Origin of the sequence: Brachybacterium sp. GU-2, assembly GCF_030866705.2 — a bacterium.
GTDB lineage: Bacteria > Actinomycetota > Actinomycetes > Actinomycetales > Dermabacteraceae > Brachybacterium > Brachybacterium conglomeratum.
The window spans coordinates 901,552-926,500 of the sequence record NZ_CP133037.2; the positions used below are offsets into that span (position 1 = coordinate 901,552).

At 73.0% G+C, this 24,949-nt stretch carries 23 protein-coding genes; 8 read left to right on the top strand and 15 right to left on the bottom strand.

What is annotated here, in order from left to right; genetic code table 11:
- Positions 1-58 precede the first annotated feature (58 nt).
- Genes RBL05_RS04215 through RBL05_RS04250 form a run of 8 tightly spaced genes read right to left on the bottom strand, consistent with a single transcriptional unit; the run spans position 59 to position 8,243 of the window.
- Positions 59-565, bottom strand: coding sequence for a DUF3180 domain-containing protein (locus RBL05_RS04215; RefSeq protein WP_308740545.1), 507 nt, complete (start codon positions 563-565; stop codon positions 59-61).
- On the bottom strand, positions 562-1,572 hold the full coding sequence (gene folK / locus RBL05_RS04220) for a 2-amino-4-hydroxy-6-hydroxymethyldihydropteridine diphosphokinase (protein ID WP_308740544.1): 1,011 nt from the start codon (positions 1,570-1,572) through the stop codon (positions 562-564). The genes RBL05_RS04215 and folK overlap by 4 nt, the downstream gene beginning before the upstream one ends.
- Positions 1,569-2,426 carry a dihydropteroate synthase gene (gene folP, locus RBL05_RS04225; protein WP_308740543.1) on the bottom strand — a complete coding sequence of 286 codons (858 nt, stop codon included), beginning with the start codon at positions 2,424-2,426 and terminating at the stop codon, positions 1,569-1,571. Before folP ends, folK begins: the two co-directional genes overlap by 4 nt.
- Before the next feature lie 4 nt (positions 2,427-2,430).
- The gene (gene folE / locus RBL05_RS04230; protein WP_308740542.1) at positions 2,431-2,997 is read right to left on the bottom strand and encodes a GTP cyclohydrolase I FolE; all 567 of its coding nucleotides are present in this window, start codon (positions 2,995-2,997) and stop codon (positions 2,431-2,433) included.
- A gap of 1 nt (position 2,998) precedes the next feature.
- Positions 2,999-5,137 (bottom strand): ATP-dependent zinc metalloprotease FtsH, encoded by a 2,139-nt coding sequence (gene ftsH, locus RBL05_RS04235; protein ID WP_308740541.1) that lies wholly within the window; start codon positions 5,135-5,137, stop codon positions 2,999-3,001.
- A 4-nt stretch (positions 5,138-5,141) separates the two neighbouring features.
- A complete protein-coding gene (gene hpt, locus RBL05_RS04240) occupies positions 5,142-5,696 on the bottom strand; it encodes a hypoxanthine phosphoribosyltransferase (protein WP_010551038.1) in 555 nt (184 codons plus the stop codon).
- A 43-nt stretch (positions 5,697-5,739) separates the two neighbouring features.
- Entirely contained in the window at positions 5,740-6,834 is a 1,095-nt protein-coding gene (gene tilS / locus RBL05_RS04245; RefSeq protein ID WP_308740540.1) for a tRNA lysidine(34) synthetase TilS, read from the bottom strand.
- Complete coding sequence (locus RBL05_RS04250; RefSeq protein ID WP_318604111.1) at positions 6,834-8,243, bottom strand: D-alanyl-D-alanine carboxypeptidase; 1,410 nt, start codon at positions 8,241-8,243, stop codon at positions 6,834-6,836. Before RBL05_RS04250 ends, tilS begins: the two co-directional genes overlap by 1 nt.
- A 93-nt stretch (positions 8,244-8,336) precedes the next feature.
- Between RBL05_RS04250 and RBL05_RS04255 the strand changes: the two genes are divergently transcribed.
- Positions 8,337-8,849: an inorganic diphosphatase gene (locus RBL05_RS04255; RefSeq protein ID WP_010551035.1), complete on the top strand. Its 513-nt coding sequence runs from the start codon at positions 8,337-8,339 to the stop codon at positions 8,847-8,849.
- A 106-nt stretch (positions 8,850-8,955) separates the two neighbouring features.
- Here the strand turns inward: RBL05_RS04255 and RBL05_RS04260 are convergent, their stop codons facing one another.
- Together RBL05_RS04260 and RBL05_RS04265 are read right to left on the bottom strand one after the other, a co-directional pair.
- The gene (locus RBL05_RS04260; protein WP_308740538.1) at positions 8,956-9,708 is read right to left on the bottom strand and encodes a hypothetical protein; all 753 of its coding nucleotides are present in this window, start codon (positions 9,706-9,708) and stop codon (positions 8,956-8,958) included.
- Positions 9,709-9,900: 192 nt separating this feature from the next.
- Positions 9,901-10,587 carry a peptide deformylase gene (locus RBL05_RS04265; protein WP_308740537.1) on the bottom strand — a complete coding sequence of 229 codons (687 nt, stop codon included), beginning with the start codon at positions 10,585-10,587 and terminating at the stop codon, positions 9,901-9,903.
- 258 nt (positions 10,588-10,845) lie between these two features.
- Here RBL05_RS04265 and RBL05_RS04270 point away from each other — a divergent pair, with 258 nt between their 5' ends.
- The 3 genes from RBL05_RS04270 to RBL05_RS04280 all read left to right on the top strand — a co-directional run bounded on the left by RBL05_RS04270 (position 10,846) and on the right by RBL05_RS04280 (position 14,149).
- Positions 10,846-11,931 carry an ABC transporter ATP-binding protein gene (locus RBL05_RS04270; protein WP_062949645.1) on the top strand — a complete coding sequence of 362 codons (1,086 nt, stop codon included), beginning with the start codon at positions 10,846-10,848 and terminating at the stop codon, positions 11,929-11,931.
- A 262-nt stretch (positions 11,932-12,193) separates the two neighbouring features.
- Positions 12,194-13,435: a DUF4032 domain-containing protein gene (locus RBL05_RS04275; protein WP_308740536.1), complete on the top strand. Its 1,242-nt coding sequence runs from the start codon at positions 12,194-12,196 to the stop codon at positions 13,433-13,435.
- A gap of 27 nt (positions 13,436-13,462) precedes the next feature.
- The gene (locus tag RBL05_RS04280; protein ID WP_308740535.1) at positions 13,463-14,149 is read left to right on the top strand and encodes a YczE/YyaS/YitT family protein; all 687 of its coding nucleotides are present in this window, start codon (positions 13,463-13,465) and stop codon (positions 14,147-14,149) included.
- 73 nt (positions 14,150-14,222) lie between these two features.
- Here RBL05_RS04280 and rlmB read toward each other — a convergent pair whose 3' ends face one another.
- The 4 genes from rlmB to RBL05_RS04300 form a co-directional block, all read right to left on the bottom strand.
- Positions 14,223-15,185, bottom strand: a complete 963-nt coding sequence (gene rlmB / locus RBL05_RS04285) for a 23S rRNA (guanosine(2251)-2'-O)-methyltransferase RlmB (protein WP_263311313.1) — start codon at positions 15,183-15,185, stop codon at positions 14,223-14,225.
- Between the two features lie 21 nt (positions 15,186-15,206).
- Positions 15,207-16,652 carry a cysteine--tRNA ligase gene (cysS, locus tag RBL05_RS04290; protein WP_318604116.1) on the bottom strand — a complete coding sequence of 482 codons (1,446 nt, stop codon included), beginning with the start codon at positions 16,650-16,652 and terminating at the stop codon, positions 15,207-15,209.
- A gap of 85 nt (positions 16,653-16,737) precedes the next feature.
- Positions 16,738-17,220: a phage holin family protein gene (locus RBL05_RS04295; RefSeq protein WP_308740533.1), complete on the bottom strand. Its 483-nt coding sequence runs from the start codon at positions 17,218-17,220 to the stop codon at positions 16,738-16,740.
- Positions 17,221-17,292: 72 nt separating this feature from the next.
- The gene (locus RBL05_RS04300; protein WP_263311315.1) at positions 17,293-18,480 is read right to left on the bottom strand and encodes a LacI family DNA-binding transcriptional regulator; all 1,188 of its coding nucleotides are present in this window, start codon (positions 18,478-18,480) and stop codon (positions 17,293-17,295) included.
- A gap of 162 nt (positions 18,481-18,642) precedes the next feature.
- On the opposite strand from RBL05_RS04300, the gene RBL05_RS04305 reads away from it, so the two are divergent.
- Genes RBL05_RS04305 through RBL05_RS04315 form a run of 3 tightly spaced genes read left to right on the top strand, consistent with a single transcriptional unit; the run spans position 18,643 to position 21,688 of the window.
- Positions 18,643-20,028, top strand: a complete 1,386-nt coding sequence (locus tag RBL05_RS04305) for a sensor histidine kinase (protein WP_318604117.1) — start codon at positions 18,643-18,645, stop codon at positions 20,026-20,028.
- Positions 20,025-20,681 (top strand): response regulator transcription factor, encoded by a 657-nt coding sequence (locus RBL05_RS04310; RefSeq protein WP_263311317.1) that lies wholly within the window; start codon positions 20,025-20,027, stop codon positions 20,679-20,681. Before RBL05_RS04305 ends, RBL05_RS04310 begins: the two co-directional genes overlap by 4 nt.
- Positions 20,678-21,688: a DUF4097 family beta strand repeat-containing protein gene (locus RBL05_RS04315; RefSeq protein ID WP_308740530.1), complete on the top strand. Its 1,011-nt coding sequence runs from the start codon at positions 20,678-20,680 to the stop codon at positions 21,686-21,688. The genes RBL05_RS04310 and RBL05_RS04315 overlap by 4 nt, the downstream gene beginning before the upstream one ends.
- 22 nt (positions 21,689-21,710) lie before the next feature.
- Here RBL05_RS04315 and acs read toward each other — a convergent pair whose 3' ends face one another.
- Complete coding sequence (acs, locus tag RBL05_RS04320; RefSeq protein WP_318604118.1) at positions 21,711-23,690, bottom strand: acetate--CoA ligase; 1,980 nt, start codon at positions 23,688-23,690, stop codon at positions 21,711-21,713.
- A 139-nt stretch (positions 23,691-23,829) separates the two neighbouring features.
- On the opposite strand from acs, the gene RBL05_RS04325 reads away from it, so the two are divergent.
- Positions 23,830-24,933, top strand: coding sequence for an NADH:flavin oxidoreductase/NADH oxidase (locus tag RBL05_RS04325; RefSeq protein WP_308740529.1), 1,104 nt, complete (start codon positions 23,830-23,832; stop codon positions 24,931-24,933).
- Positions 24,934-24,949 lie beyond the last annotated feature (16 nt).

A 24,949-nucleotide genomic window follows, 5' to 3' on the forward strand; every position in this document is an offset into this window, starting at 1 on the left:
CCGACCGGCAGCTCGCAGGCCCGCCTCACGGCGGGGTCGGAGGGCTCGAAGCTCTCGGTCAGGACCCGGCTTCCGCACCCTCGGCGGAGCCGTCGCCGTCGGGCGGGAGCTTGCCCCACCGCTCCACGATCACCCCGAGCACGCCGAGCACGATGCCGGAGACCGCGGCGGCGGCGGTCGGCAGGATCGCGCCGAGCAGGTCGCCGGTGCCGGTGATCAGCAGGAACAGCGCCTGGCCGGTGAAGATCCCGCCCATGATCGCGCCGGTGTAGGCGCAAGCCCGGGCCAGCAGGACCGTGCGATAGGCGGTGGGCAGGTCGATCTGGTGCCGTCGAGGTGTGTAGGACGGCCTGTTGCGGCGCTCCTCGCTCTCCTGGAGGTAGCGGCGCATCGGGAGGCCGTGGGCGAGCAACACCGCGGCCAGAGCCAGCAGCACCAGGGTGGTCAGCCAACCCGCGATCGGGAGGGAGTGGCCGCGGGCGGCGAGGGTCTCGAGCATCTGGGCCCCGAAGCCCGCACCGATCACGAGGATCAGCACGAGCACCGGGATGTTCAGGGGCCTCACGACTCCGCCGCTCCCTCCCCCGTCCGGGAGGCCGGGGTGTCGAAGCCCTCGAGCACCGGGCCCGGGCGCAGGGCTTCGCGGTCCGCGGCGCGGGCGAGGAGCGCCTCGACCGGTCCGTGGCCGGGCAGCTCGGCGGCGGGGTCCGCGGCATGCCAGGGGCCGAGCACGAAGGCGCGCTCGTGGGCGCGGGGGTGGGGCACGGTGAGGTCGGGGTCCTCGCTGCGCCAGTCGCCGTAGGCGATCACGTCCACGTCGAGGGTCCGCTCGCCCCAGCGCACCAGTCGCTGCCGTCCGGCGGCCCGCTCGGCGCGGTGGGCCAGGGCGAGGAGGTCGTGGGGGCCGAGCTCGGTGGTCACGCCGACCACGGCGTTGAGATAGGCGCCCTGGCCGTCCGGCCCGCCGACCGGGGCGGTCTCGAGCACGGGCGAGGTCCAGGCGATCTCGGTGCCCGGGTGGGAGGCGAGCGCATCGAGCGCCCCGCGCAGATGCATCTCGCGGTCGCCGAGGTTGCTGCCGAGCGCAAGCACCGCGAGGACGGGGCGCGCGTCGCGCTCGATCGCGACGGACACCCCGCCGACGGGCAGTCCGACCGGGGCGGCGGGCTTGTGCACGCGCACGCCGACGCGGCGCACCAGCGGATGACCGGTCTCCTCGAGGATCCTTTCGGCGATCCGCTCGGCGAGGGTCTCGACGAGGTCGTGGGGGCCGACGCCGATCTCCTCGTGCACGGCCGTGACGACCTCGGCGTAGTTCACGGTGCGGGAGAGGACGTCGCTGCGGCCGGCCGCAGCGGTCGAGAGGTGCAGGACGACGTCGACCGCGAACTCCTGGCCGATCTCCTTCTCCGCGGCGAGGACGCCGTGATGGCCCCAGGCGCGGATGCCGGTGACCTCGATGCGGTCCAGGCGTCCGATCGACGCCGTCGCGGAGCCGTGATGCGCGCTGCCGTGGCCCGCTCCGCCGTGGTGCGCGCTGTCGTCGTGCGTGCTGCCGTCGTGCGGGCTCATCGGCGCCTGCTCCGACGCAGCCGGTCCCCGACCCGCACCGCGGCGAGGTTGGAGGGGACCTCGTGGACGCGCACCGCCCAGGCGCCGTGCTCGGCGCTGTAGGCGCTGATCGCGGCGGTCGCCGCGTCGCGGTCCACGTCGAGGGCGCTGACGAAGCGCTTGCGCGAGGCGCCGATGAGGACGGGAAGGCCGTGGGAGGCGATCGCGTCCCAGTCGGCCAGCAGGTCCCAGTTCTGCTCCCCCGTCTTGGAGAAGCCGAGGCCCGGATCGGCGACCAGGAAGCGGTCCTCGATCCCGGCCTCGCGCAGCGTGGTGAGGCGGTCGCCGAGCTCGGCGGTGCTGTCGTGGGCGACGTCCTCGTAGCGCGCGAGGTCGTTCATGACGTCGCTGTGGCCGCGCCAGTGCATCGCGATGAACACCGGCGGGGTGCCCAGGCGCGTGCGCAGCTCGGCGACCTGCGCCCCCATCCGCACGTCGGCCTGGCCGGCGGAGACGTCGTTGACGATGAGGGCCCCGGCCGCGATGCTCGAGGCGGCGACGGAGGCGCGCATGGTGTCCACGCTGAGCACGACGTCCTCGGCGGCGAGGGCCTCGACCACGGGGATCACCCGGCGCAGTTCCTCCTCCTCGGGGACGCGCGGGGCACCGGGGCGGGTGGACTCCCCGCCGATGTCGATGATCGCGGCGCCCTCGGCGACCAGGCGGCGGCCGTGGGCGATCGCGTCGGGGGCGCTGTCGTGCTTCCCGCCGTCGGAGAAGGAGTCGGGGGTGACGTTCAGGACCCCCATGACGAGGGTGTCGTCCCCGCCGAGGCGGTCCGGCAGGCCCTCGGGGCGGCGCACGGGGATGGGCACGACCTCACCGTCCGTTGATCAGGGCCATGGCCTCGCTGCGGGTGCTCGAGCTGTCCCGGAGCATGCCGCGCACGGCGCTGGTGATGGTGCGGGCCCCGGCGGCGCGCACGCCGCGCATCGACATGCACATGTGCTCCGCCTCGATCACGACGATCGCGCCGGCCGCACCGAGCTCGTCCATCAGCGCATCGACGATCTGGAAGGTGAGCCGCTCCTGCACCTGCGGGCGTCGGGCGTAGACGTGGACCAGGCGGGCGAGCTTGCTCAGCCCCGTGACGGCACCGCCGCCGGGGATGTACCCCACATGCGCCATCCCGTGGAAGGGCAGCAGGTGGTGCTCGCACATCGAGTGGAAGGCGATGTCGCGCACGAGCACCAGCTCCTGGTGCTCGATGTCGAAGGTCGTCGACAGCGGCTCGTGCGCGTCCTGCTCCAGCCCCTCGAAGACCTCGGCGTACATCCGCGCCACCCGCGCGGGGGTCTCCAGGAGGCCGTCGCGGTCGGGGTCCTCGCCGATCCCGGCGAGGAGCTCCCGCACCGCCGCCTCGACCCGGGGCCGGTCCACCGCCATCTCAGCGCTCCGTCTCGTCGTGGTCGCTGTAGCCGTAGCCCTGACCGGGACCGGCCGAACCGGAGCCGCCGGGGGCACCTCCGGGCGGGGCGCCGGGGATGCCGGGCCCGTCGCCGCCCGGATGGGGCAGCTCGGGGGCGCCGGGCTGCAGCGGCTCGCCCGCGTCGTGCTCCTCGGTGCCGGTGCCGGTGGTGGTCGAGCCGACCGACGGCGCCTCGAGGGAGGGCCGCTCCTCGCTGGAGACCCACACTTCGCGCGGCGGCAGCTTGGTGACGTCCGCGAAGATCGCGGCGAGCTCGTGCTCGTTCAGCGTCTCCTTCTCCAGCAGCTCCTCGACCAGGCGGTCCAGCACGTGACGGTTCTGCACGATCACGGACCAGGCCTCGTCCAGGGCGTTGTCCAGGAGCGTGCGCACCTCCTGGTCCACGACGCTCGCGGTCTCGTCGGAGAAGCGGGGGCCCTGCCCCTGCTGCATGCCCACGAACACCTCGTCCTGGTCGCCGGAGAGGGCGACCTGGCCGACGGCCGCGCTCATGCCCAGCTGCATGACCATGGTGCGGGCGATCTTGGTGGCGTTCTGGAGGTCGGAGCTGGGTCCGGTGGTGACGTCGTGGAAGATCGACTCCTCCACCGCGTAGCCGCCCATTGCGTAGGCGAGGCGGTCCAGCAGCTCGTTGCGGGACTGGTAGTTGCGGTCCTGGGTGGGGACCACCATCGTGTAGCCGCCAGCCTGACCGCGCGGCAGGATCGTCACCTTGGTGACCGGGGCGGAGTTGTTCATCGCCGCGGCGACCAGGGCGTGACCGCCCTCGTGGTACGCGGTCATCTGGCGCTCGCGCTCGGTCATCACCTTGGAGTAGCGCTGCGGGCCCATGGAGACGCGGTCGATCGCCTCGTCCAGGGCGCGGTTGTCGATGATCTGGTTGCCCGAGCGGGCGGTGAGCAGCGCCGCCTCGTTGAGCACGTTGGCGAGATCCGCACCGGACATGCCGATGGTGCGCTTGGCGACGGCCTCGAGGTCCACGTCGTGGGCCAGCGGCTTGCCCTTGGCGTGCACGCCGAGGATGTGCAGGCGGCCCTTGAGGTCCGGGGCGGTCACCGCGATCTGGCGGTCGAAGCGGCCCGGGCGCAGCAGCGCCGGGTCGAGGATGTCCACGCGGTTGGTGGCGGCGATGAGGATGACGTTCTGGTTCTCGTCGAACCCGTCCATCTCCACGAGCATCTGGTTCAGTGTCTGCTCGCGCTCGTCGTGGCCGCCGCCCATGCCGGCGCCGCGGTGGCGGCCGACGGCGTCGATCTCGTCGATGAAGATGATCGCCGGGGAGTTCTCCTTCGCGGTGTTGAACAGGTCGCGCACGCGGCTCGCGCCGACGCCCACGAACATCTCCACGAAGTCCGAGCCGGAGATCGAGTAGAAGGGCACGTTCGCCTCGCCGGCGACGGCCTTGGCCAGCAGCGTCTTGCCGGTGCCGGGCGGGCCGTAGAGCAGCACGCCCTTGGGGATCTTCGCGCCGACAGCCTGGTAGCGGCCCGGGTCCACGAGGAACTGCTTGATCTCGTCGAGCTCCTCGACGGCCTCCTCGGCGCCGGCGACGTCGGCGAAGGTGACCTTCGGGGCCTCCTTGTTGAACAGCTTCGCCTTGGACTTGCCGAACTGCATCGCCCGGCCGCCGCCCTGGGCGTTCATGATGAGGAACCAGAACAGGCCGATGAAGATCAGCAGCGGCAGGAAGGACAGCAGCAGCGTGGACCACCACGAGCTGGTGGCGATCTCGTCGGTGTAGCCGCCGGAGGGGGCGGACTCCTCGACCGCGGAGACGATCGACTCGCTGCGCGCGTCGACGTAGGCGAAGCGCACCCGGGTGCCCTTGTTCTCCTCGCCGTCGGTGAAGTCCTCGGTCAGGACCAGGTCGACGCGCTGCTGGTTGCCGCCGATGATCTTCGCCTGCTCGACTGTGTCGCCCTGCAGCAGCTCGAGGCCCTGCTCGGTGTCGATCTGCTGGTAGCCGTCACGGCCCAGCAGGGAGAACAGCGCCATGCCCAGCAGCAGCGCGACGACGATCCAGAGGGCGACGGAGGTGAAGGGGCGGCGCTTCCTGCCGCCCGAGCCGCGGCCCGTGCTCTTGGGGGAATCTGCCACCGGTTCAGTCCTCGTAGACCGAGCGTGCGAGGACGCCCACGTAGGGAAGGTTGCGGTAGTTCTCCGCATGGTCGAGCCCGTACCCGATGACGAACTCGTTGGGGATGTCGAAGCCGACGTACTTCACGTCGATCTCGACGCGCGCGGCCTCGGGCTTGCGCAGCAGCGTCGCGATCTCCACGGACTTCGGCCCGCGCGAGCGGAGGTTGGCCAGCAGCCACTTCAGGGTCAGGCCCGAGTCGATGATGTCCTCGACGATCAGGACGTTGCGCCCGGTGATGTCGCCGGAGAGGTCCTTGAGGATCCGCACCACGCCCGAGGACTTCGTGCCCGAGCCGTAGGAGGAGACCGCCATCCAGTCCATCTCGACCTTGAGGTCGATGGAACGGGCGAGGTCCGCCATCACCATCACCGCCCCCTTGAGGACGCCCACCAGGATCGGGGGCTCCTCGGCGTAGTCCGCGGCGATCTGCGCGCCGATCTCGGCGAGCCGGTCACGGATCTGCTGTTCGTCCAGCAGCACGCGGTCGACATCGGGGTGGGGGTGCGTCTGGGGCACGCGGATCTCCTCCAGGTGATGTGGTGGGTGCGTCCGCCGCGGCTCACGGAGCGGGACGGCGCCACACCAACAGGCCGTCACGGCGAGCGACCTCGATCCTACCCGGAACGGGCACCGCTGCCTGACCGTGCCATGAGACGACCAGCGCATCCAGCGCGAGCACCTGCCTGCGCAGCAGCGATTTCGTGGATCCACCTGCGTCACCTGCATCGATTGCGCGCTGAGCGGAACGGGAGGCGTCGCGCAGCACGCGGGTGCGCACGGGGGCGGGGACGGCGGCGAGGGCATGGACGTCCAGGTGCAGCAGGTCTCCCACCTCGGCGAGCTCCCCGGCGTCGCGGCGCAGGGCGGGCAGCAGCGCCCGAGCCTCCTCGTCGAGATGGTCCACATCAGGGCGGACCAGGTCGGCGCTGCGGGCGAGGTTCTCGTCGATCTGGTCCCCGAGGATCTCGCGCAGCAGCGGCAGGGCCCGGTGGCGCACCCGCGAGCGCAGCAGCTCGGGATCCGCGTTCATCGGGTCCTCCCACCACTCGAGGTCGTGGAGGGTGCAGATCTCCTCGGTGTCGGCGCGTCGCAGGGCCGTGGTCTCGTCGCGGCCGGTGCCGAGGAAGGGGCGCAGCAGGTGGCCGCGGCTGCGGCGGATCCCGGCGAGCGCCCGGGGCCCGGCGCCGCGGGCGAGGGCCATCAGGACCTGCTCCGCCTGGTCGTCGAGGGTGTGGCCCAGCAGCACGGCGAGCGCACCGCGCTCCCGGGCGAGGTGCTCGAGGGCGTCGTGTCGGGCGGTGCGGGCGGCATTCTCCAGACCGCCGGGGGCGGCGAGGTCGACGGACGGCGTGAGCACGTGCGCCTCGGCGCCCAGCCGCTCCGCCTGCGCGGCGGCGCGCGCGGCGACGGAGGCGGAGCCGTCCTGGAGCCCGTGGTCGACGATCGCGGCCTCGGTCGCGAGCCCTATCCGCTCCCCCACCCAGCAGGTGGTCGCCAGCAGCGCGAGCGAGTCGGCGCCCCCGGAGACGCCGACCAGCAGGCGCGGGGCGAGGTGGCCGGAGCCGGTGTCGTCGGCGAGCTGCTCGAGCCGCTCGGCGAGGGCGGCGCGGACGGCCCGGCGAGCACGGGCGACCACGGGAGGTGGGCCGGCCATCAGTCGACCTGCACCATCTCGGCGGCGACGTCGTCGACCGCGGCGCGGGCGGCGTCCGCGTCGGCGCCGTCGAAGTCGTGGACCACGATCGAGTAGCCGACGGTGCGACCGTCGGGGAGCACGGTCACGCCGGCGAGCGTCGCGGCGCCGCCGAGATAGCCGGTCTTGCCGCGCACCTGCCCGGCGGCGGCTGTGTCGTCGCCGTGGCCGAAGCGGTCCGCGAGAGTGCCCGAGAGCGCCGCGACGGGCACGTCGTAGAGGATCTGCTCGAGAGCGGGCACCTCGCCGGAGGCGACCTGGGCGAGCACCGCGGCGAGCAGCGCCGGCGGGACCCGGTTCTCCCGCGAGAGGCCGGAGCCGTCGCGGAGGTCGAGCCCGGCGAGGTCCTCCTCGGGCAGCCCCATCTCGGCGCCGAGCTCGCGGATCTCCGCCTCGACGGCGGCGGCGGCGCCGGCGGGGGTGGTCTCCTCGCCGCGGGAGAGCGCCACCAGGTGCGCGAGCAGCTCGGCGGTGGTGTTGTCGGAGATGAGCAGGGTGTGGCGCACGATCTCCGAGAGCGGCTCGGAGGAGATCTCCGCGGCGGGAGCGCCCTCCGGGGCGGCGGCCGCGGTGATCCCGCCGGCCACCTCGAGACCCTCCTCGCCGAGCAGCTCGGCGAAGCGCTGGGCCGCGTCGCCGGCTGGATCGGTGGACTTCGGGCCGTACTGCTCCCCGTCGAGCCATCCCTCCTCGAGCGCGAGGGAGGCGGTGGGCGTGACCCAGCCGCCCGCCGTGCCGTTGTCACCCCAGGCCGGGTTCGCCCCGCCCACGAGATACGAGTCGTCCAGGGCGAGGGAGACGGAGGAGGTCCCCTGCTCGGCCGCCAGCGCCGCCGTCTGCGCGGCGAGCTCGCGCAGATCCTCCTCGGTGAGGGTCATGTCACCCTCTCCCGCCAGGGTCACCACGCCGTCCTGGACGGTCGCTCGGGTGACCAGCACCTCATCCCCCGTGTACTGCCGCAGCACGGCCGCGGCGGTGAGCAGCTTGAGGGTCGAGGCGGGCACGAGGGCGCTGGACGAGCCCCGCTCGGCGAGCACCTGGCCGTCCTCGGCCGCGACGACGCTGAAGGCCAGGCCCCCGCCCACGACGGGCAGCTCCGCCTTCGCGGCCATGCGCTGCTGCAGGTCGGCGGGGTCGACCGGGGACGGCGAGGAGCCGACGGGGGCCACGGCCTCGGCCGGATCGACCCGCTCCCAGTCCTCCGCGACGGCGCGGGGGCCGGAGCCGGGGTCCTCCTCGGCGCTGCGCACGGTGAGCACGCCGGGGAAGGCGTCCATCAGGTCGCCGAGGACGTAGAAGCTCACGGGCAGTGCCGCGCACATCACGACGGCGACGGTGCGCCACATGCGCTCGGTTGCTCGAAGGGCCATGCCACCACGATATGGTGTCCCGGTCATCGGAAGCGGCCCCTGGGGCCGGAGCAATGAAGTGGCCCACGGGGCCGGAGCAATGGAGCGGCTGTCGTGGAATTCGACGTGACCATCGAGATCCCTCGCGGGAACCGGAACAAGTACGAGGTGGACCACCACAACGGGCGGATCCGCCTGGACCGGATGCTCTTCACCGCGACGCGCTATCCGGACGACTACGGCTTCATCGAGGGGACCCTCGGCGAGGACGGCGACCCGCTGGACTGCCTGGTCCTGCTCGAGGAGCCGACCTTCCCGGGCTGCCTGATCCGCTGCCGCGCGCTGGGCATGTTCCGCATGCGCGACGAGGCCGGCGGCGACGACAAGATCGTCGCGGTGCCCGTGGGCGATCGCCGTCAGGTGCGCCGCCAGGAGCTGACCGACGTCTCGGAGTTCCACCGTCTGGAGATCCAGCACTTCTTCGAGGTCTACAAGGATCTCGAGCCGGGCAAGAGCGTCGAGGGCGCGCACTGGGAGGGCCGCAGCGACGCGGAGGCGGAGATCCGCCGCTCCTACCAGCGTGCTGTCGGCACCGAGCACGCCAACGAGTTCACGCAGGAGGTCTGAGCGCGGTCCGTCCGCGCAGGACGCACGATGACGGGGCCGGTCCTGAGGGACCGGCCCCGTCATCATGTGCGGGCGTGACTGCGGGCGCGACGCCCGGACCTCCCGCTCAGCGCCGGGTGAGCTCGCCCTCCGGGCCCTGCGTCCCCTGCCCGAAGATCTCGAGCATCGCCTCGACCACGGAGCGTGCCACGACGCGGGCGCCGAGTCCGCCGAGGACCGCGCCGATCCCGAAGGGCACCAGGCGTGCGAGCCACAGACCGCCGGTGCGGGCCACGACCCGGCGCCGCACGTACTTGTTGACCTGCTTGGTGACGAAGCCGGGCAGGAGGCCCCCGCCGCCGAGGACAGAGTTCCAGCGCATGCCCTGCCGGCCGAGCGCCTTGCCGATGATCTCGGCGCCGCGCTCGCCGCCGAGCACGCCCAGCAGCACGAGGCGTCGGGTCTCGCGGTCGGTCATGTCGACGCCGTGGATGTCGGCGGCGGCAAGGGTGAGGAAGGCGCAGGACTCCGCGAAGGAGAGCCCCTCCCCCACGGTGAGGCCGATCGCGGCGGCGGTGCCGAGGCCCGGCAGCGCCGCGACGCCGCCGATGCCGGCGCCGGTCGCGGTGGTCAGCGCGGTGAAGCGCGAGGTGACCTTCTCCAGCAGCTGACGGTCCGTCGCCTCCGGGTGCTTGGCGCGCAGGTGCTCGACGTAGGTGCGGGCCAGCGGCGCCTGGACCTTGAGCGCGGCGTCGATCAGCGAGAGCCAGCGCTCGTCGAGCTGCTCGTCGAGGGAGCCCTCCTCGAGGGGGAGGTCGTCGGGTCGCGTCGCGGGGGCTCCGTGGTCGCGCGGGACGGGCTGCGGGGAGTTCGTGGCCACCTGGGCCTCCATTCGTCGGGGTCCTGAACACGGCAACGGTATCGCGCACGGGGCCGCGCTCCTGGACGGCGGGTGCGCACGGCGAAGGCCCGGTCCGCGGTCGGCTCCCCGCCCGACGGGGACATGGCGATGCCGCGGATGCCGCACAGCCCCGGCACGGACCGGGCAGTGCGGACCGGGCTGCGCGGCGCCTCAGCGGCGCAGCACGACCTCGCCCTCGCCGAGCTCGGCGATGTCGCCGCTCAGGCCCAGTCGGCGCACGGCCTCGCCGAGGTCGGCGTAGTGGTGGACGTAGCCGGCCTCCACGAAGGAGCGGGGCACCATCCGGTCGTGGCAGAGGATCCCGCCCAAGTGGTCCGTCTCGTGCTGGAGGATCCGCGCGGTCCAGCCCACATGCTCCTCGTCGACCTCGCGCAGGGAGCCGCCGGGCAGCAGCTCCTGGGCGCGCAGGCGCACCCGGCGCGAGCGGGGCACGATCGACTGCCAGCCGTCGACCGAGAGGCAGCCCTCGAAGGCGAAGACGGTCTCGTCCCCGACCGGCTCGACGACGGGGTCCAGCAGGGCGCGCAGCGCGAGCGGTCGGCGCTCGAGCAGCTCGTCCTCGGGGTCCTCCCCCTCCTCGGCGGCGAAGGGGTCCTCGACGACGTAGAAGCTCAGCGGCAGCCCGATCTGCGGGGCGGCGAGACCGACGCCGGGCGCGTCCCTCATCGTCACGGTCATGGCATCCGCGAGCTCCGCCAGGAGCGCGGGCTCGAGGCGGTCGCGGGCGGCGACGGCGGTGCGGCGGAGGGCGGGGTGCCCTGCCTGCACGATGCGCAGCGGGGCGCCCTCGCGGGGGCGTCGGTCCAGGATCTTCCGGGTCAGCTCAGCAGTGTCCACCGCCCCAGTATCCCGTGCCCGCGCCGTGCACGGGAGTGCGCCGGGCTCGGCCCTGCCGCGGCCCGTCCACGGCCCGGGCAGGGCGCGGCCGGGACGACGGCGCGCCGTCGGTGGCAGGGCGGACCGGGAGGGTGAGACGTGGGATACACTCTGCCGTGCCGGTGCGATGGAGCACCCTCGAGGAGCTCCCCGAACCGGTGTCACAGTCACTTCACAACGGATCGTCCGGCACGTACCTGCCGGTGAAGGAGAACCACCATGGCAACAGTCACGTTCGACAACGCCTCCCGGGTCTACCCGGGCCAGGAGCGCCCCGCGGTCGACAACCTCAACATCGAGATCGGCGACGGCGAGTTCCTCGTCCTCGTCGGCCCCTCGGGCTGCGGCAAGTCGACCTCCCTGCGCATGCTCGCCGGTCTCGAGGAGATCGACGCGGGCCGCATCCTCATCGGCGATCGTGACGTCACCGACGTCCCGCCGAAGGACCGCGACATCGCCATGGTGTTCCAGAACTACGCGCTGTACCCGCACATGACGGTCGCCGACAACATGGGCTTCGCCCTGAAGATCGCCGGCACCCCGAAGGCGGAGATCCGCAAGCGCGTCGAGGACGCCGCGGCGATCCTGGACCTCACCGAGTACCTCGACCGCAAGCCGAAGGCACTCTCCGGCGGTCAGCGCCAGCGTGTGGCCATGGGCCGTGCGATCGTGCGCTCCCCGCAGGTGTTCCTCATGGACGAGCCGCTGTCGAACCTCGATGCGAAGCTGCGCGTCTCGACCCGTACCCAGATCGCCTCGCTGCAGCGTCGTCTCGGCGTCACCACCGTGTACGTCACCCACGACCAGACCGAGGCGATGACGATGGGCGACCGCGTGGCCGTCCTCGACCGCGGCGTGCTCCAGCAGATCGACTCCCCGCGCCGCATGTACGACCACCCGAACAACGTGTTCGTGGCCGGCTTCATCGGCTCCCCCGCCATGAACCTGCTCGAGGAGAAGCTCACCGACCAGGGCGTCCAGTTCGGCGGCGCCGTGCTGCCCGTGGACCGTGCGACCCTCTCGGACACCGACCAGTCCACCGTCACCGTGGGCGTGCGCCCCGAGGACCTCGAGCTCGTCGGCGACGAGCAGGGCATCGCGGTCGAGGTCGATGTGGTCGAGGAGCTCGGCGCGGACGCGTTCATCTACGGTCGCCGCGCCGGCAGCGACGAGACCGCCAAGCCGTTCATCGCGCGCGTCGACGGCCGCCGTCCCCCGGCCAAGGGCGAGACCGTCTACTTCCGTCCCAAGGAGGGCCACCTGCACCTCTTCGACGCGAAGTCGGGCAAGCGCCTCGGCGACTGAGCACCCCCGCTCCGCACGACGGGCGTCCGGCTCCGGCCGGGCGCCCGTCGTCCGTCCCGGGCGGCTCCGTCATCCGTCCACGGCGGGCTCGTCGTCCGTCCCCGGCGGGCTCGGCGCCGCCGCCCCCGTCGGCCCCAGGACGGTTCCCGGCGACCTCGGGGCCGCGACGACACGAAGTCCCGAGCCGTGATCTTCCCGTCGGTCCGACGTGATTTGTGGAAGCGTATGGGCCTGGCCCTCGCGCTCGGGAGAGAATGGACCCATGGCACCCCTGGAGATCACCGCGTCCCGTGCAGACCCTGCACTGCTGGATCTGCCCTGGGAGACGCCGCTGGAGCAGTGGCCCGACGAGATCCTGGCCGCGCTCCCCCGCGGCATCTCCCGCCATGTGGTCCGCTTCGTGCGGGTCTCGGGGCGGGTGCTCGCGCTCAAGGAGATCAACCACCACCTCGCCCAGCGCGAGTACGACACGCTCAAGGTGCTCGGCCGGATCGGCATCCCCTCGGTCGAGCCCTTCGCCGTGGTCTCCGGTCGCACGGGCCGCTCCGGCGAGGCGCTGGACGCCGTGCTGATCACCCGTCATCTGCAGTTCTCCCTCCCCTATCGGGCCGTGTTCAGTCAGGTCTCGCGCCAGGACACCGCCCAGCGCCTGCTCGACGCGCTCGCCGTGCTGCTGGTGCGGCTGCATCTGGAGGGCTTCTACTGGGGCGATGTGTCGCTGTCGAACACGCTGTTCCGCCGTGACGCGGGGGCCTTCGCCGCCTACATCGTCGACGTCGAGACCGGTTCCCTGTACGAGACGCTCACGGCCGGGCAGCGCCATTACGATCTCGACCTCGCCCGCACCAATATCATCGGCGAGCTGATGGACCTTCAGGCCGGCGACATGATCGACCCCGAGGTCGATCCCGTCGAGATCGGCGACGACCTCGTGGCCCGCTACGAGGAGCTGTGGGAGGCGCTGACCTCCTCGGAGCGCTTCTCCGCCGACGAGCGCTGGCGGGTCTCCGCCCGGATCGAGCGGCTGAACAAGCTCGGCTTCGACGTGGGCGAGCTCGAGATCACCACCGACCTCGACGGCACCACCCTCTCGATCCGCCCCAAGGTCGTCGACGCCGGTCACCACTCGAGGCGCCTGCTGCGCCTGACCGGCATCGACGCTCAGGAGAACCAGGCACGTCGACTCCTGAACGACCTCGACCAGTTCCGCGCGGACACGGAGCAGCAGGCCGAGGAGGAGGAGTTCGTCGCCCACGAGTGGCTCAAGGATCAGTATGAGCCTGTGGTCCGGGCGATCCCCCGGTCGATGCGCTCGAAGCTCGAGCCGCCGGAGTTCTTCCACGAGGTGCTCGAGCACAAGTGGTTCCTCTCCGAGCAGGCCGGCGCCGACGTGAGCCTCGACGACACCGTGCGGCACTACATCCTCAACGAGCTCATCCACCGGCCCGACGAGAAGTCGCTGGTGACCACCGAGACCTCGGCCCTGCCGATCGTCGAGGCCTGAGGGCCCTGGAGGAGACCGAGACGAGACGTGGCTGCGTCGGAGCGGCGCCGGCACCCCCGGCTCGACAACCTGTCCCTGCGCGATCAGCTGGGCGTGGATCGGCTAACGCGCCGGCTCGTGCAGATGATGATCGGGCTGACCGGCTTCGGGCTGTCGCTGGCGATGCTGCTGCGCTCGGGGCTGGGCGGCGCGCCCTGGGACGTCTTCCACACGGCGCTCGCCGAGCGGCTCGGCGCGACCGTGGGGTCGATGAGCATCGCGGTGAGCTTCGTGCTGCTCCTGCTCTGGATCCCGCTGCGCGAGCGGCTCGGGATCGGCACGGTCGCGAACGCGATCTGGGTGGGGGTCAGCATCGACCTCGGGATGCTGATCCTGCCGCAGGCGAGCTCGCTGCCCGTCGCGATCGCCCTCATGCTGCTCGGCGTGGTGGTCAACGGGATCAGCGGCGCCCTCTACATCGGCGCGCAGCTCGGTGCGGGCGCCCGCGACGGGCTGATGACGGCGCTCAGCCGGGTGCTCTCTCGGCCCGTCGGGCCGGTGCGGATCGTGCTCGAGGTGATCGTGCTGGTGACCGGATGGCTGCTGGGCGGACCGCTCGGGCTCGGCACCGTCGTCTACGCGATCGCGCTCGGCCTCGTCATCCAGCTGGCGCTGCCCCACGTGCTGATCCCGGTCCGCTCGGTGCGGGGCAGGGAGCCCGGCGCCGCGCACTGAGGCCGGGGGTCTCGGGCCCGGCCCGGGCCCTCGCGGCAGGCCGGTCCGGGAGGGCCAGGCCGGGCCGGGAGGGTCAGGCCAGTCCGTGCTGGTCCCGGACCCCGGAGATCTCGTAGAGCGCGATCGCGGCGGCGACCGAAGCGTTCAGCGACTCGGAGCGCCCCGCCATCGGGATCGAGACCACCTGGTCGCTGGTCTCCCGCGCGAGGCGGGAGAGGCCCTTGCCCTCGGCGCCGACGACGAGCACGGCCGGCTGGGTGCCGAGCTCGAGCTCGCGCGAGGTGACGTCGCCGTCCGCGTCGAGGCCGAGCACGAACACGTCCTGCTCCTTGAGCGCGGCGAGGGTGCGGTTGAGGTTCGTGACCTGGGCGACGCGGACGCGGCCGGCGGCCCCCGCGGCGACCTTCCACACGCTCGCGGTCATCGACACGCTGCGCCGCTCCGGCAGGATCACGCCGTGCGCGCCGAAGGCGTCGGCCGAGCGGAGGATCGCGCCGAGGTTGCGGGGGTCGGTGATGCCGTCGAGCGCGACCAGCAGCGGCGGCTCGAAGCGGTCCGCGGCGATCTCGAGCAGCTCGTCGACCTCGGCGTACTCGTAGGGCGGGATGGTCAGCGCCACACCCTGGTGCACCGAGTGATCGGTCATGCGGTCGAGGTCGGTGCGGGTCGCGTCGACGACCGGCAGCGCCCGCGCCGCGGCCAGGCGCATGATCTCCCGCACCCGCTCGTCGGCGTCGATCCGCACCATGAGCGTCAGCTGGGTGGCGGGGATCTCCTCCCGCAGCGCCTCCAGCACCGCATTGCGCCCGGCGACCTGGTCGCTGCCGGGCACCTTGCCCTTGGCCTTGGGCCCGCCGCGTCGTCCCGCGGCGCCGGATCCCGAGCCGCCGGAGTACTTCTTGTGGTTCGGGCGCTCCTCGGCCTTCGGGGTCGGACCCTTGCCCTCCAGCCCCCGTCGGCGCACGCCGCCGGAGCCGACGGTCGCGCCCTTCTTGCCCTTGCGCACCGCGCCGCGGCGCGAGCTGTTGCCTGCCATGGATGGTCTCCTCAGTCCTGCTCAGTCTCGGGTCTCGAGGGTCCAGCGGGCGCCGCCCTGGCCGTCCTCGATGCGGATCCCGGCGGCGGTCAGCGCATCACGCAGCGCGTCGGCCCGGGCCCAGTCCTTCTCGGCGCGCGCCGACTCGCGGGCGGTGAGCTGCGCGGAGATCAGCGCGTCGAGCGCCGCGTGCTCCACCCCGGAGGCGCCTGCCTCCCCGCCCCACTGCTCGCCCAGCGGATCCAGCCCCAGCACGTCGAGCATGGCCCGCAGACGGCCGAGGCCCTCGGCGACCTGGGCGCCGTCCGCCCCGCCGCGCGCGGCCAGGAGCGTGTTCAGCGCCGCCTGCTCGCGGTGGATCACCGCGAGCGCCTCGGGGACGGAGAGGTCGTCGTCCATCGCCGCGACGAACTCCTGCGGCAGCTCCACGGCGCGCAGGTCGGCGTCGGCCGCGGCGATCGGGGCCCCTTCGAGCTGCTCGGCGGCGCGGCGCGCGGTCGCGGAGAACCGCTCCCACACCGTCTCCGCCTCCCGCATCGCGGTGGTGTTGTACTCGATCGTCGCGCGGTAGTGGCCGCCGACGAGGGCGAGGCGCACCGCCGCGGCGGGGTGCTCGCCGAGCGCATCGGCGGCGGTGACGAAGTTGTCCAGGCTCTTGCCCATCTTCAGCCCGTCGACCGTGACCATGCCGGAGTGCATCCAGCGCTGGGCGAAGCCGTAGCCGGCGGCGTGGGACTGCGCCTGCTCGTTCTCGTGGTGCGGGAAGCGCAGGTCGAGCCCACCGGCGTGGATGTCGAAGGTCTCGCCGAGGTACTTGCGGCTCATGGCGGAGCACTCGAGGTGCCAGCCCGGGCGGCCGCGGCCGAAGGGCGTGTTCCAGGAGGCGGTCTCCGGCTCGGTCGCCTTCGCCGCCTTCCACAGGGCGAAGTCGCGGCGGTCGCGCTTGCCGGGCTCCATCTCCTCGCCGGCGTCCTGCATGTCCTCGAGGGACTGGCGGGTCAGCGCGCCGTAGGTGGGCAGGGAGGCGACGTCGAAGTAGACCGATCCCGCGCCGTCGGCGTAGGCGTGGCCCCGCTCGATCAGGCGCTGCATGAGCTCGATCATCTCGGGCACGTGACCGGTGGCGCGCGGCTCGTAGGTGGGGCGGCGGTTCCCGATACGGTCCAGCACGTCCTGGAACTCGCGCTCGAAGCGCAGCGACCAGGCGAACCACTCGGCGCCCGCCTCGGCGGACTTCACGAGGATCTTGTCGTCGATGTCGGTGACGTTGCGGATGTGCGCGACCTCGTAGCCGCTGCGCTCGAGCCAGCGCACCAGCACGTCGAAGGAGAGGAAGGTGCGCAGGTGCCCGAGGTGGGGCGCGCCCTGCGTGGTGGGACCGCAGACGTACAGCGACACCGCCCCCTCGCGCACCGGGGTGAACGGTGCAGTGGTGCGGGTGGCGGTGTCGTGCAGGTGGAGAGTCACGTCCCCAGGGTACTGCCTGGTGGGGCCGTCTCCGCTCAGCCGGTTCGACCGGCGCGCGCGGTCGGGCCGATCGGTCCCCGGGCGGTCACTCGGTGCGGGCGCCGACCTGCTTGCCGTAGAGCTCCTCGAAGGTGTCGTCGTAGGAGACGGCGTTGCTGCGGCGCTTGCCCTGGACGGCCTGGACCGCGGACTGGGCGGTCTCGATCGTGGTCTCGGGGGCCTTCAGCTTCTTGGAGACCAGGAAGGCGACGAGCCCGGCGATCGCACCGAGGAGGACGAACACCCCGGCGACGATGAGGAACGAGCCCCAGGCCGGCAGCCCGAGCGCCTGCAGGCCGGTCGCGGCCGCGAACAGCAGCATGACCCAGGCCGACAGGAGGAGGAACAGCAGCACGGCGGCCATCGCGGCGATGATGCCGACCTTGATGCCGAGGGCCGTGATCTCCTTCTTGGCGATGTCGATCTCGTGATGGACGACGCCCAGGAGCTCATCGCGGATGGACTGGACGAGCTCGCCGATGGACCGCTGGGTGGGCGGCGTGCTCGGGTCGTTCGTGGTGTTGATCATGATCGGAGCCTATCGCAGGGTGCGGGCGTTTCTGTGTCGGATCGAGCCGGATCGAGGGAGCGGGCCGAGGGCTCAGTCCACCGAGATCCGCTTGCGGCGGGTGGTCTCGGGGCGGGGGCCGGCGGCGGTGGTGCGGCGCGCCACCAGGGAGGGAGCGACCGCGACGTCCCGGAAGGGTCCCTCGTGGCCGGAGACGCGGTCCACCAGCATCTGGGCCGCCAGGGCGCCGAGCCGCTCCGAGTTCGGGTCCACGCTGGTCAGCTCCGCGACGCCGGAGGAGGCGAGCGAGGTGTTGCCGTAGCCGGCGACCGCGAAGGCCTCCGGCACGTCGTAGCCGGCCTCGCGGGCCGCGGAGAGCACGCCGACGGCGGTGACGTCGTTGGAGCAGGTCACCGCCGTGGGGACCTGGCTGCCGCGCAGCAGCATCGACCCGGCGGTCTGGCCGACCTGCTCGGTGAAGTCGCCCGGCTCGACCCGGGCGGAGTCCTCCAGCCCGTGGCGCGCCATCGCGGCGCGGAAGGCGTCGGCGCGCTCGCGCGCGACGGCCGCGCCGACCCCGCCGACGTGAGCGATCTCGCGGTGGCCGAGGCTCACCAGGTGGTCGACCAGGAGGCCCTGCCCGACCTCGTCGTCGATGCGGACCGTGTCGATCCGGCCGACGAGCTCCTTCGAGCAGCCGATCCCGACCAGGGGGCGGTTCCCGGTGACCTCGAGGACCTCGTCCATGTCGGCGAGGTCGGAGACCATCAGGAAGCCGTCCACGCCGAGGTGGACGAGGTTCTCGATCGCGTCGATGTCCACGGCGACCGGGTACTCCGGCAGACGCCGACGGGTCGGCACGACGACGGCGGTGCGGCCGGTCGCGGCGAGCTCGATGCGGATCGAGCGGACGAGGTCGGAGATCCAGGTGTTGCGCATGGTGTTCACGAGCACGGCGACGACGCCGCGGTGCTCCGTCTCCTCGCTGAGCTCCTCGAGCGGGAAGTTGAGGCGCTCGGCGGCCTCGCGCACGCGCTCCACCATCCGGGGCTTGATCTCGTCGGCGCCGCGCAGGGCGCGCAGCGCGACCGCGCTGGAGATCCCCAGCGAGTTCGCGACGTCGCGGAGGGTGCCGCGGGGCGCGCCGTCGGCATCGATCTCGGCGGCGGTCGACTCCACGTCCTCGACCATCTGGCCGGTCGAGCCGTCGTCGGCCTGGGCGGCGGCCGCGTCGTTGTGGGGGTCCAGGGAGCTGTCGGAGGAGGTGGCGTCACTGCTCATGGCCTCCATTGAACCGCATCGGCTGCGGCCGCGGCGGCAGATCCGCGGGTGCGGTCGGTGCGGGATGGCTCACCCGGCGCCGACTACGCGGGGGATATCCCCCGCGCATGCCGACGGCGGACCCGGTGGGACCGGTCGCGAGGGCCCCTCTAGGGTCGAGCCATGGACGAGACGAGCGAGAGGACCGGGGCGCCCGCCCGGTCCCGGATCTCCCCCGCCGCGCTGGCCTCGGTGGTCGTCGGCGGGGTGCTGAGCCTCACCTGGTGCGTGGCGAGCATCGTCATGCTCGTGACGGGGCTGAGCGCCCTGCCCGCGCTGGGCAGCGGGCTGCTGCTGCTGGTCCCCTGGCTGCTGCTGATGCAGGTCGCGGTGCGGATCGAGCGGCGCCGCGCGGTCGCGGTGCACGGCATCGGGGTGAACATCCCCGCTCGGCGCCGCTCGCTGCGTCGCGGTGCGGCCGGCTGGCTCCAGGACCGCTGGTTCGAGCTCGGCACCGGCGGGTTCTGGCGCGGGGTCCTCCACCACCACCTCGCGATGATCGTGGCCGGGGCGTTCCTGCTCATCTCCCTCGCGATGCTGTGGCTGGGCTGGTCAGGCTGGGAGCTCGCGCTGCTGCACGGCCCCGTCCGGATAGCGAGCCTGGAGCTGTCCCGCTGGGCCCTCGCCGTGCTCGGCACCGCGGCCCTGGCGCTCTGCGCGGTGCTGCTCGCCCTCGGCGCGCTCGCCGACCGCGGTCTCGCCCGCGGACTGATCTCCGGCTCCGAGGAGGAGCTGCGCGAGCAGGTGGCGGACCTCGCAGAACGGCGTCAGGGCGCGGTCGACGCCGCCGCCCAGGAGCGGCTGCGCATCGAGCGGGATCTCCACGACGGGGTGCAGCCGCGCCTGGTGAACCTCGCCATGACCCTGGGCCTCGCCCGCACCGCGATCCGCACCGACCCGGACCGGGCCGAGCGGCTCGTCGGCGAGGCGCATGCGGAGGCGAAGGCCGTGATGACCGACCTGCGCCAGCTCGCCCGCGGGATCCACCCGGCGGTGCTCACCGACCGGGGCCTGGATGCGGCGCTCTCCGCCCTCGCCGCCCGCTCCCGCATCCCCGTCGACCTCGACGTCTCCCTGCTGGGGCCGGCGCACGCCGGGCTGGACCGGGAGCGGGAGGGCGTGGCCTACTTCGTGGTCGCCGAGGCGCTGACCAACATCGCCAAGCACGCGGAGGCCGAGCAGGTCTCCGTGAGCGTGCGCCAGGACCCGCACGCGCTGCGGGTGCGGATCGAGGACGACGGGCGCGGCGGGGCGCGGGTGCGCCGCGACGGGCTCTCCACCGGCCTCGCCGGGCTCACCGACCGGGTCCGCGCGACCGGCGGCGTGCTCGGGATCAGCAGCCCCGCCGGCGGCGGCACCGTGCTCGAGGCCGTCCTGCCCACCGGCGCGCCGGCCTCCGGCGCCGCTCCCCTGCGACCGGCCCCGTCCGCCGACCTGACCGCCGTCCCCTTCCCGCGCCCGGCCGACGGGACCGGGCCCCGAGACCAGACCCTGGAGGTCCCCCGATGAGGATCGTGATCGCCGACGACGCCGTGCTGCTGCGCGCCGGGCTCGAGAGGCTCCTGACCGACGCCGGCCACGAGGTGGTCGCCGCGGTGGGCGATGCGGCGGCCCTGCTCGCCGCCGTCTCCCACCACCGACCCGACCTCGCGGTGATCGACGTGCGGATGCCGCCGACGTTCACCGACGAGGGCGTGCGGGCCGCGGTGCTGATCCGGCAGCAGGATCCCGAGGTGGCGCTGCTGGTGCTCTCCCAGTACGTCGAGGAGCGCTACGCCTCCGATCTCATCGCCGACTCCTCGCACGGCCTCGGCTACGTGCTCAAGGACCGGGTCGCGGACGTCGAGGAGTTCCTCGGCGTGGTCACCGACGTCGGCGAGGGCGGGACCTGGCTGGATCCTGAGGTGGTCCAGCAGATCTTCGTCCGCTCCCGGCGACGCCGCACCCTCGAGGCGCTCACCCCGCGGGAGCGCGAGGTGCTCTCCCTGATGGCGCAGGGACGCTCGAACCAGGCGATCGCCGATGCGCTGTTCGTCTCCGCCGGAAGCGTCGAGAAGCACATCTCCTCCCTGCTCACGAAGCTGGACCTGCCGCCCGTGGACGGCGAGAACCGACGGGTCATGGCGGTGCTGCGCTATCTGGAGTCGGAGGACCGGACGTGAGCACCGTGGACCGCGGGCCCGCCGCGCGCGGCGATGCCGCGTCGGACGGCGGCGCGCTGCGGGAGGTGGACGCCGCCGTGGTGGGCGACGGCGCCCCGGGGGCGGGGCGCGCCATGCCCTCGGAGCGTCGGTACGACCCGCCGCGCCGGCTCACGCCCTCCCGCGAGCGCGACCTCCCCTGGCGGCGGGGCGTCGTCCTCGCCGGCGGCGCCGTGATGCTGGTGGTGATCCTGTTCCTGGCCGCGTCGACGGCCTTCACCTGGTGGAACGGCCGCGCCTACCAGGATGTCCCTGCGACCGCGGGTCTCGGGACCCCCTCCTCGCTGCAGCTGACCAGCACCCTCGGCGATGTGCGGGTGCAGCCCTCCGAGGAGGTCGACGAGGTGACGCTCTCGCTCGTCACCCCGGGCACCACGGTCCCGTCGCCGGCCGGGGAGCAGGTCCGCGCCCGTCTCGAGCGCGGCGGCACGGGCTCCGCTGCAGCCATCGCCGTGAGCCAGCCCGAGAGCTACTCCACCTGGCCCGGCCTCGACGACACGCGTGACGTGCTCGTGCTGGTCCCGGTCGGGCACGAGCTGGACCTCGACCTCCGCACCGATGTGGGGGACGTGGTCGCCGAGGGCGACTTCGGCTCCCTCGCGGTGCGCTCCGACGTGGGCGACGTGCACCTGGGCACCACGAGCATCGCGCAGGACGTCACCGTCTCGACCGAGGTCGGGGGGATCGAGGCCGACCTCGCCGCCCCCGGTCCCACGGCCGTGGACCTCTCCTCGACCCTCGGGGACATCTCCCTGCAGCTCCCCGCGGAGGCGAGCGGGGCGGTCGGGGCCGTGACCGAGCTCGGCGACGTGCGGATCGCGGTCGGGGGCACCTCGACGTGGCAGGTCGAGACGCGCAGCTCGCTGGGCGAGGTCACCGTGGACCCCGCGCTCCGCGGCTCCGAGGCGGAGTCCGCGGGCACGCTGACCGCCGTCACCGAGACCGGGGACGTCACGCTCACCCGCTGAACGTCCCCGGGCCCGGCGTCCCTCAGGACTTCCCGGACATCCCCTGCTGGATCAGGTCCATCACCGAGGCGTCGGCGAGGGTCTGGGTGTCCCCCACCTGACGGTTCTCGGCGACGTCGCGCAGCAGGCGGCGCATGATCTTGCCCGAGCGGGTCTTGGGCAGCTCGGTGACCACCAGCACCCGCTTCGGCTTCGCGATCGGGCCGATCTCCTTGGCCACATGGGCCCGCAGCAGCTCCGGGACCTTCTCCTCGCCGCCGGCGGCCGCGATCTCCTCCGCGCTGCCGCCGCGCAGGATCACGAAGGCGACGGGCGCCTGGCCCGTGGTCTCGTCGTTCGCGCCGACCACAGCGGCCTCGGCGACCCAGTCGTGCCCGACCAGCGCGGACTCGATCTCCATGGTCGAGAGGCGGTGGCCGGAGACGTTCATGACGTCGTCCACGCGGCCCAGCAGCCAGATGTCGCCGTCCTCGTCACGCTTGGCGCCGTCGCCGGCGAAGTAGAGGCCCTCGAAACGGGACCAGTAGGTCTCCTTGAACCGCTCGGGGTCGCCCCAGATGCCGCGGAGCATGCCGGGCCAGGGCTTGTCGAGCACGAGATAGCCGCCCTCGCCGTTCGCGACCGACGTCCCGCTCTCGTCCACGACGTCCGCGCCGATCCCCGGCAGCGGCACCTGCGCGGAGCCGGGCTTGGTGGCGGTGATGCCGGGCAGCGGCGAGATCATGATGCCGCCGGTCTCGGTCTGCCACCAGGTGTCCACGATCGGGCAGCGGTCCCCGCCGATGACGCGGCGGTACCACATCCATGCCTCGGGATTGATCGCCTCGCCGACGCTGCCGAGCAGGCGCAGGGAGGAGAGGTCGTGCTTCGCGGGGATGTCCTCGCCCCACTTCATGGCGGTGCGGATCGCGGTGGGCGAGGAGTAGAACAGGGTGACCCCGTGCTTCTCGACGATCTCCCACCAGCGGCCCTGGTGCGGGGTGTCCGGGGTGCCCTCGTAGATCACCTGCGTGGCACGGTTGGCCATCGGGCCGTAGACGACGTAGGTGTGCCCGGTGATCCAGCCGACATCGGCGGTGCACCAGTACACGTCGGACCTCGGCTTGAGGTCGAAGACGTTGCGGTGGGTGTACGCGGCCTGTGTGAGATACCCGCCGGTGGTGTGGACGATGCCCTTGGGCTTCCCGGTGGTGCCGGAGGTGTAGAGGATGAACAGCGGGTGCTCGGCCTCCACCGGCACCGGCGCGTGCTCGGTCGAGGCGGTCTCCCTCGCCTCGTGCCACCACACGTCACGGCCCTCGGTCCACTCCACGTCCCCGCCGGTGCGGCGCACCACGAGGACCTTCTCGACGGACTCCGCGCCGCCGGCGAGCGCCTCGTCGACCGCGGGCTTGAGCGGCAGCTGCTTGCCGCGACGGTTCTGCCCGTCGGCGGTGATCACCACGCGCGCCTCGGCGTCCTCGATCCGGGAGCGCAGCGCGTCGGCGCTGAAGCCGCCGAAGACGACCGAGTGGGGCGCGCCGAGGCGCGCGCAGGCGAGCATCGCGAAGACGGCCTCGGGGATCATCGGCAGATAGATCGCGACGCGGTCGCCGGTCCTCACGCCGAGGTCCACGAGCACGTTCGCCATGCGGGAGATCTCGTCCTTGGCGTCCGCATAGGTGAACGTGGCGTCGGAGCCGTCCTCGTACTCGGCCAGCAGCGCGACCTGGTCTCCGTGGCCGGACTCGACGTGGCGGTCCACGCAGTTGTAGGCGACGTTGAGGGTGCCGTCGGCGAACCAGCGCGCGAAGGGCGGGTTCGACCAGTCCAGCGTCTCGGTGAAGGGCGTCTCCCAGCTCAGCAGGCTCGCGCGCGAGCGCCAGAACGCGAGGCGGTCCCGCTCGGCCTCCTCGTAGAGCGAGGGGCGGGCGACCGCGTCCTGCACGAAATCGGTGGGTGGAGAGAAGGTGCGGGTCTCCTGGGAGAGGTTCTCGATCCCGGTGCCGGCCTCGTCAGTCATGAACACTCCTGCTTCACGGGCCCCGGGGCGACCGGGGCGGATGGACGCGAACACCGTATCGCAGGAGATGCACGTCACGCTCACGACGGTCATGGGCGGATCGACGACCTCCGGGCCGGGCCGACTACCGTGGGGGATCATGGCCCCCGACCCCGCCGTCACCCCCGCCCTGCTCGCCCCGGCACAGCTGCGTCGTCTCGAGCTGCGCAACCGCATCTGGCTCGCCCCGATGTGCCAGTACATGGTCGAGGAGCGGGACGGGGTGCCCACCGACTGGCACCTGGTGCACCTCGGCGCGCGGGCCGCGGGCGGCTTCGGGATGATCGTCACGGAGGCGACGGCGATCTCCCCCGAGGGACGCATCAGCCCCCAGGACACCGGGCTGTGGAACCGCGAGCAGACCGACGCGTGGCGGCGGATCACCTCCTTCTGCGAGGGCCAGGGCGCCCGCATCGCCGTGCAGCTCGCCCATGCCGGCCGCAAGGCCTCCACCTGGCCGGCCCTGCCCCGCTACCGCGCGCGGCGCGGCACGGTGCCGGAGTTCGCCGCGGGCTGGCGCACCGTGGGCCCCACCCCGGAGCCCTTCCCGGGACTGGATGCGCCGGATGCGCTGGGGAAGGAGGAGATCGCCGGGGTGGTCGCCGACTTCGTCGCCGCGACCGGCCGGGCCGAGGAGGCGGGCTTCGACGCGGTCGAGCTCCACTTCGCCCACGGCTATCTCGTCCACGAGTTCCTCTCGCCGCTGGTGAACACGCGCACCGACGAGTACGGGGGCGACGGGCCGGGACGGCGCCGCCTGGCCCGGGAGATCGCCGCGGCGGTGCGCGAGGCCTGGCCGGCCGACCGCCCGCTGATCGTGCGCATCAGCGCAACCGACTGGATCGACGGGGGCTGGGACATCACCCAGTCCGTCGAGCTCGCCCGCGAGCTCGAGGAGGTCGGCGTCGACGCCCTGCACGTCTCCACCGGCGGTGCCGTCATCGCGGACATCGCGGTGGGCCCCGAGTACCAGGTCGGCTTCGCCCGGACGCTGCGCGATGCCGTCTCGATGCCGGTCGCGGCCGTCGGCCTGATCACCGATCCGCACGGCGCCCAGGAGGTGCTCGAGCGCGGGGACGCCGACTTCGTGGCCGTGGGTCGGGCGGCCCTGCGCGAGCCGGGCTGGCCCCAGCGCGCCGCGCACGAGCTGGGGGTGCGCGATCCCGCGCTCTACCCCGGCGCCTACCACCGCGGCTCCTGGTGAGCGGCACGGCAGGAAG